Source organism: uncultured Capnocytophaga sp., assembly GCF_963525585.1.
Classification (GTDB): domain Bacteria; phylum Bacteroidota; class Bacteroidia; order Flavobacteriales; family Flavobacteriaceae; genus Capnocytophaga.
Map to the genome: position 1 here is coordinate 1 of NZ_CAURLX010000065.1, position 7,550 is coordinate 7,550.

At 37.6% G+C, this 7,550-nt stretch carries 5 protein-coding genes; 3 read left to right on the top strand and 2 right to left on the bottom strand.

The genetic code is table 11. From position 1 onward, the window contains the following. Positions 1-386 precede the first annotated feature (386 nt). Both RYK20_RS10410 and pepT read left to right on the top strand, forming a co-directional pair. Positions 387-1,562: an alpha-hydroxy acid oxidase gene (locus RYK20_RS10410; RefSeq protein ID WP_314895375.1), complete on the top strand. Its 1,176-nt coding sequence runs from the start codon at positions 387-389 to the stop codon at positions 1,560-1,562. Positions 1,563-1,683: 121 nt separating this feature from the next. Then, a complete protein-coding gene (pepT, locus tag RYK20_RS10415; protein ID WP_314895376.1) occupies positions 1,684-2,925 on the top strand; it encodes a peptidase T in 1,242 nt (413 codons plus the stop codon). A 79-nt stretch (positions 2,926-3,004) separates the two neighbouring features. On the opposite strand, the gene RYK20_RS10420 is transcribed toward pepT, so the two are convergent. Then, complete coding sequence (locus RYK20_RS10420) at positions 3,005-3,841, bottom strand: OmpA family protein (RefSeq protein WP_311457467.1); 837 nt, start codon at positions 3,839-3,841, stop codon at positions 3,005-3,007. 217 nt (positions 3,842-4,058) lie between these two features. Here RYK20_RS10420 and RYK20_RS10425 point away from each other — a divergent pair, with 217 nt between their 5' ends. Continuing rightward, a complete protein-coding gene (locus RYK20_RS10425) occupies positions 4,059-6,986 on the top strand; it encodes an insulinase family protein (protein WP_314895377.1) in 2,928 nt (975 codons plus the stop codon). Between the two features lie 103 nt (positions 6,987-7,089). On the opposite strand, the gene RYK20_RS10430 is transcribed toward RYK20_RS10425, so the two are convergent. Next, a partial coding sequence (locus tag RYK20_RS10430) for an IS1595 family transposase (RefSeq protein WP_314895378.1) occupies positions 7,090-7,550 on the bottom strand: 461 nt, incomplete at its 5' end.

A 7,550-nucleotide genomic window follows, 5' to 3' on the forward strand; every position in this document is an offset into this window, starting at 1 on the left:
GCTTATCTCTGCAGTGTTTACCAAAGAATTATCCCTATGGTGGAAAGTCGTTTGTATATTTTTTGCGGTATCACTTCTTCCGGTCATTATACAGATTTTCCGCTCTATGTTTCGTTCTAAGGTCAGAGATCCTCTCAAGCAAAGGCGCAAGACTACCTATCGCAAAGACTATTAACTCTTACAAACTATCTTAATCCCCATCTCCGAGAGGGGAAAGGTTTTCAAATATTTATTATAAATACCTATGATGGGAAAAAACTAAAAAAATAATAAATAAATATGACATAAACCAAAATAATTTCTTACATTTGCCACCAGAAAACAAGAGGTGGTTTTTTAAGAAATTTATCCTTGATACAGAAGCAATTATATTAAAAAATTATAGAATGAAAGACTTAACAAAAATGACCAACATTGAGGACTTGCGCGTAGTATGTAAGCGCAATGTACCTAAGATGTTCTATGAGTATGTGGATACAGGTTCTTGGACACAAGCTACTTACCGTGAAAATGTTTCTGACTTCAATCCTATCAAGTTCAAGCAAAAGATCTTGGTAGATATGGATAACCGTACCCTCGAAACTACACTTTTAGGACAAAAAGTAAAATTCCCAGCTATGACCGCCCCTGTAGGCTTTATGGGAATGATGTGGGCAGATGGAGAAATTCATATGGCTAAAGCAGCTCAGAAGTTTGGAATTCCTTTTACTCTTTCTACAATGTCTATCTGTTCTATTGAGGACTTAGTGGAAGCTGGTGTAGAGCCTTTCTGGTTCCAACTCTACGTGATGCGTGACCGTGAGTTTATGAAAGACCTTATCCGTCGAGCTAAAGAAGCCAAATGTTCTGCTCTTATGGTTACGGTGGACTTGCAGGTGCTTGGAAATCGTCACCGTGATATTAAGAATGGACTTTCTACTCCTCCCAAATTCACCATTCCTAATTTGATCAACCTTTCTACCAAGATTCCTTGGGGATTGCGCTATGTATTTGGTAACCGTCGCTGGACATTCCGTAATATTGCTGGACACGCTAAGAATGTATCTGACCTTTCTTCCCTTTCTTCTTGGACAAAAGAACAGTTTGACCCAAGCCTTAGTTGGAAGGATATTGCTGAGATTAAGGAGCTCTGGGGAGGACCTATTATCCTCAAGGGAATTATGACTCCTGAAGACGCTCAGGAAGCTGTAAAATACGGAGCAGATGCCATCATCGTCTCCAATCACGGTGGTCGCCAAATGGACGATACCATTTCCTCTATCAAAGCTTTGCCAGACATGGTAAGTGCAGTGGGTAGCCAAACGGAAGTATGGATTGACTCTGGTTTCTACACAGGGCAAAATATGCTCAAAGCGTGGGCACTAGGAGCTAAAGGTATTATGCTAGGACGTGCTCCTGTGTATGGTCTTGGGGCTTATGGAGAAGAAGGGGTAACTCGTGCTTTACAAATATTATATGATGAAATGGATACCACAATGGCTTTCTCTGGTCATCGTAATATCCAAGATGTAGATAGCAGTATCTTAGTAGAAGGAACTTACCCTCTCCCTACAAAAAAATAATCTGATAAAGAAGGCTATCTCAAGGGATAGCCTTTTTTTATGGCTAATAGAAATAAAATATAAAAAATTTGGTCAATTTTCAAAAAATACGTAATTTTGGAAATTGTTAATTTTTAGCATTATGCAAGAAAAAAAAATTATTGATCGCTTTATCCGCTATGTAAAGGTGGATTCACAATCTGACCCAGAGAGTACTACCACACCAAGTACTGAAAAGCAATGGGATATAGCTCACCTTCTGGTAGATGAGCTTAAAGCTATTGGATTACAAGAGGTAGAGATAGACCAATATGGCTATATTATGGCTACCCTCCCTTCAAATGTCTCTCATCAAGTGCCTACAATCGGCTTTATAGCACATTATGATACTTCTCCAGACTTCTCAGGAGCCAATGTCAATCCTCAATTTGTTTATAATTATAATGGAGGAGATATTGTCCTGAATGAAAAAGAAGGAATTGTACTCTCTTCTTCTTATTTTTCCGACCTAAAAAAATATATAGGACAGACCATTATCACCACCGATGGACTTACACTCTTAGGAGCTGATGATAAGGCGGGCGTAGCCGAGATTGTTTCTGCAATGGAATACCTGATAGAACATCCAGAAATACAACACGGGAAAATACGTATAGGTTTTACTCCTGATGAGGAGATAGGAAAAGGGCCTCATAAGTTTGATGTGTCTAAATTTGGAGCAGAATGGGCTTATACAATGGATGGAAGCCACATAGGAGAGCTAGAATATGAAAGCTTTAATGCGGCAGGAGCTAAAATTCATATTAAAGGAAAGAGTGTGCACCCAGGTACAGCCAAAGGGCGTATGGTCAATGCTGTACTTATTGCTAGCGAACTGATAGAAATGCTTCCTGAGGATGAAATCCCAGAACGTACAGAGGGAAGAGAAGGCTTTTTCCACGTAATGAATATTAAGGGAGATGTAGAAAATACATATATCAACCTTATAATCCGTGATCACGATCGCAATAAGTTCAATGCACGCAAGGAACTCTTACATACCATAGTAAAAGACCTTAAGGAACTTCATAAGGATGCGGTTTTTGAATTAGAAGTAGAAGATCAGTATTATAATATGCGTGAGAAGATAGAACCAGTAATCCATATTGTGGAGATTGCAGAGGAAGCAATGAAGGAGGTAGGGGTTACCCCTGTGATACAAGCCATTCGTGGCGGTACCGATGGAGCCCAATTGAGCTTTAAGGGGCTTCCTTGTCCTAATATCTTTGCAGGAGGGGTTAATTTCCACGGAAAGTATGAATATTTACCCGTTCCTAGTTTGCTCAAGGCAATAGATGTAATTCTGAAAATAGCAGAACTTACAGCTAAGAAGTACCAGAAATAAATTGGCTTATTTAGTGAATAAAAGAAGCTGTCCTATTGGACAGCTTTCTTCTTTTAAAATAAATATGAATATAGATAGACTAATTTATTTTAGGATCTTTCATTCCTTGCTCGATCATATTATAGAATTGGTCGAGTTTAGGTAGTACAATGATACGAGTACGGCGGTTTAGCGCACGTCCCTCTGCAGAAGCATTGGAGGTAACAGGTACATATTCACTACGCCCTGCTGCAGTCATACGGGAAGCCGTTACTCCAAAGTCATCCTGAAGGATACGTACTACGGCGGTAGCTCTTAGTACGCTCAAGTCCCAATTATCCTTAATACAAGCATTCTTAATAGGCACATTATCTGTATGTCCTTCTACCATAAATTCAAAGTCAGGTTTATTATTTACCACCTTAGCCACTTTCCCTAATACCTCACGAGCACGAGGGGTTACATTATAGCTACCACTGCTAAAGAGCATTTTGTCAGAGATAGATACATAAACGACTCCTTTATCCACCTGAACAGTAATATCTTGGTCATCTAGGTTGCCTAATACTCCTTTTAAGCTCTGTACAAGAGCAAGGTTAATAGAATCTCTTCGAGTCACGGCATCACGAAGATGCTTAATAGTGAGGTCTTTTTCCTTAAGGCTCTCTAGAGAACGTTCTAGGTTGTCGGCTCCTTTCTGGGTAAGCATAGTCATATTTCCCAAATTGGTAAGTAATCCATCATTGTTCTTCTGTAGGATGTCATTCTTGGATTGTAATAATTCCTTGTCCTTAAGGCAACTATTGAGTTTTACAGTAGCCGTATTGAGCAAGTCCTCTGTGCTTTTGAGTTGTTCTTGGAGTTCTCGGAACTTTTTGTTGGATACACAAGAAGTCATCACAAGCCCTCCTAGTAAGATAAGTACAAATTTTTTCATTGCGTAATAATTTTATTTTTAATCTACCCGCAAAATTACGATTTCTTATTGAATAAAAAACCTTATGAAAGAATATATAAAAGTTAAACCTGTCTAAAATACGGCTTCTTTTCTTAAATCAGTTTAATTTTGCTGAATAACTTCTGTACTTTGATAGGCTAAAATTCAAAAAAAATACGTACCTTTGTAGCTTCAAAGATAAAAAATATCTATAATTATGCTGAAAAAAAATCTATTTTTGGGAATACTAGGAATAGCCACTTCTCTTAGCACTCAAGCACAATCTTATCAGTGGAAAGAAGCTCAGGGTGGAGGATATACCTATAAGTATGTAACAAATGACCCTACAAGGGCAAGATTCTACACCCTCAAGAATGGCTTAACGGTCATTCTGAGTCCTACCAACAAGGAACCTCGTATACAGTGCTATGTAGCCGTTAGAGCAGGAAGTAAGACGGATCCAGCTACCAATACAGGATTGGCACACTATCTGGAGCATTTGCTCTTTAAGGGAACCGATAAATACGGAAGCCTTGATTGGGAAAAAGAAAAGAAAGAACTGGATAAAATAGATGCTTTATATGAGCAATATAACCAAACCAAAGACCCTCAGAAGAGAAAAGAAATCTATAAGGAGATAGATAGGGTTTCGGGAATAGCTAGTAAGTATGCGATTGCTAATGAGTATGACAAAATGATGTCTGCAATGGGAGCCCAAGGTACCAATGCCTTTACTTCTTTCGAGCAGACAGTCTATACTGATGATGTTCCTGCCAATGCATTAGATAAGTATATTGCGGTACAGGCGGAGCGTTTCCGTAATCCTGTTCTAAGAATTTTCCACACCGAATTAGAAGCTGTTTATGAAGAGAAAAACCGCTCTCTGGATAATGATGGAAGCCTTGTATTGGAAACATTATTGGCTAATTTGTTCAAAAAACATAATTATGGACAACAAACCACTATTGGGACTGTAGAACATCTTAAAAATCCTTCCTTGAAGGAAATCAGAAAGTATTTTAATACTTATTATGTGCCTAATAATATGGCAGTAATTCTCTCAGGTGATTTTGATCCTGACCAGGCAATTGCTAAGATAGATAAGGCTTTTTCCTATATGAAGTATAAGGAAGTACCACCATATACTTTCGAGCAAGAAGCACCTATTACTTCCCCTATAGTTAAAGAAGTGGTGGGACCTGACGCCGAAAGCCTTACAATTGCTTTCCGTTTCCCTAGCACTCAGGAAAAAGATGCTATATTAGCTCAGTTGGTAGGTTCTATACTTACCAATGGAAAGGCAGGGCTGATAGACCTTAACCTAGTGAAAAAGCAAAAATTATTACGAGCTAGTGGCTTTACATATCTATTAATTGATCACGGCTTGCTATACCTCACCGCTTCTCCTTCTCAAGGGCAATCTTTGGATGAAGTAAGAAGCCTCTTACTCAATGAAATTGAGAATCTTAAAAAAGGAAATTTTGATAATGACCTGATTCTCTCTATCGTTAATAACATCAAAAAAAGAAAAATACAAGATACAGAATCCTATAGCAATAGGGCTTATGCCTTAATGGATGCCTTTACAGGTAAGGTGGACTGGCGAGATGAGGTGGCTTATGTGGAAGACCTCTCTAAGATTACTAAGCAAGATATCGTTGCTTTTGTCAATAAATATCTGGGAAATAATTATGTAGCTGTTTATAAACGCCAAGGAGAACGTACCAACGTTGAAAAAATAGAAAAACCAGCCATTACACCAGTTGAAACCAACGCTGATAAGCAATCTGAATTTGTTAAAATGATAAATCAGATGCCAAGCACTCCTGTAGCTCCTATTTTCTTAGATTTCAATAAGGATTTACAGAAATCTAAGCTAGGAAAGGCAGATGTTTTCTATGTACAAAACAAAGATAATCAGCTTTATCGTTTGAATTTCCGATATAAAATAGGCTATCTCAATGACCTGAAGATGAGTTTAGCCTCCCAGTATATCCAATTTTTAGGAACTGATAAGAAATCAGCTGAGCAAATCTCTAAGGAATTCTATAAAATAGCCTCTAGCTTCAGAGTTTCCACTAGCGAAGAATATACTTTCGTTACAATTGAGGGGCTACAAGAGAACTTTGAAGCCGCTGTGAAGCTCTATGAAGATCTTGTTCTAAATGCTAAGATAGATGAACAGGCTCTAAAATCCTTGAAGTCAAGAATCTATAAGTCTCGTACTGATACTAAGGCAAATAGAAACCAAATAATGCAGGCACTCACTAGCTATGCCATCTATGGAGCAAAGAATAAGTATAATCATACCCTTTCGGATGCTGAGATAGAAGCTACTACCGCACAAGAATTGGTGGATAGACTTAAGAAGCTTAACGATGTAGAACAAGAGGTGATTTATTATGGACCTGCTTCTCTTAAGGAACTTACTTCCAAGCTCAGCAAGTTACATAAAGTGCCCGCTAAGTTTGCCAAAGTTCCTGCAGCTCAAGAATTTAAGCAAGTAGAACAAGTAAAGAACCAAGTGCTCTTTACAGATTATGATATGGTTCAAGCTGAAACACGTTGGATACGCAATACTGTTCCCTATAATCCTAATGAAAGTACTGTAATTAAAGTGTTCAATGGCTATTTTGGAGGAAGTATGGGATCTTTGGTATTCCAAACAATTCGTGAGAGTAAGGCTTTGGCTTATAGTACTTATGGAATGTATAGAACTCCAAGGGAAAAATCAGAGAAGTACTATATGCTCGCTTATGTAGGCGCTCAGGCAGATAAGCTCAAGGAAGCGATTTCTACAATGGATGAGTTGCTTACTACAATGCCAGAGCTACCTGCTAATCTGGATTTGGCTAAGGAACAGCTCAAAAAGGATATCCAGACCGAACGTATTACTCAGGATAATATTATCTATACCTACTTAGGAGCAAAACAATTAGGACTTAATGAGGATATCAGAAAGTCTATCTATCAGAATATAGATAAAATATCAATGAAAGAGGTGAAGGACTTCCATGATAAGTATCTTTCTAAAAAGCCTTATACTTATGTAATTTTGGCTTCTGAAAAGAAACTTTCTAAGGAAGAACTTGAAAAAATTGGAGAATTCAAGAAGCTTTCCCTAGAAGAACTCTTCGGATATTAATCTCTATCTGAGAAAAAGAAAAGGTAATAAGCACTTTTACTTATTACCTTTTCTAATTCTCTGAAAGATAGATGATTGTAAAAAATTTTATTGAGGTGTCTATTTAGCTACATACTAATTGACTTTGGGAAACGGGAGAACGTTCTACAATTCTTTTCATTAATTTGTTAAAGATAGTCTCTTTGCTCTGTGAGCGATTGATTCTAAAACTGTATTCCGCTAAATAGCGGTCTATGTTAAATTCTGATACCCAAGAATATATACCTCTTATCCAAGATTTTACTTGGTGTATTACTTTGTGTAATGTAGGAAAATTCTTTCCGTCATTACTCGGTTTTTGAGTTATATTAAAGTCTTTTATAGGTTTATATCCTTTCCATTCGTCAGTAGTAACTTGTGCTGTTTTACTAATATGTTTGTCAAATATTGTTCGTAATGATTTTGAGGAAAAATCAGGTATTTTTAGTGCGTAAAAGCGCTTTACTTTGCCTCGGTCAGTAAGTTCCATTGCACAAAGAACTTTCTTTTTCTTTGTGTCATAGCTTCTACCTTGTTTTCCTTCCT

What these genes read in the sequence shown, in the direction of transcription:
- RYK20_RS10410 (WP_314895375.1), top strand. Translation starts at nt 387, where the DNA reads ATGAAAGACTTAACAAAAATGACCAACATTGAGGACTTGCGCGTAGTA.
- pepT (WP_314895376.1), top strand. Translation starts at nt 1,684, where the DNA reads ATGCAAGAAAAAAAAATTATTGATCGCTTTATCCGCTATGTAAAGGTG.
- RYK20_RS10420 (WP_311457467.1), bottom strand. Translation starts at nt 3,841, where the DNA reads ATGAAAAAATTTGTACTTATCTTACTAGGAGGGCTTGTGATGACTTCT.
- RYK20_RS10425 (WP_314895377.1), top strand. Translation starts at nt 4,059, where the DNA reads ATGCTGAAAAAAAATCTATTTTTGGGAATACTAGGAATAGCCACTTCT.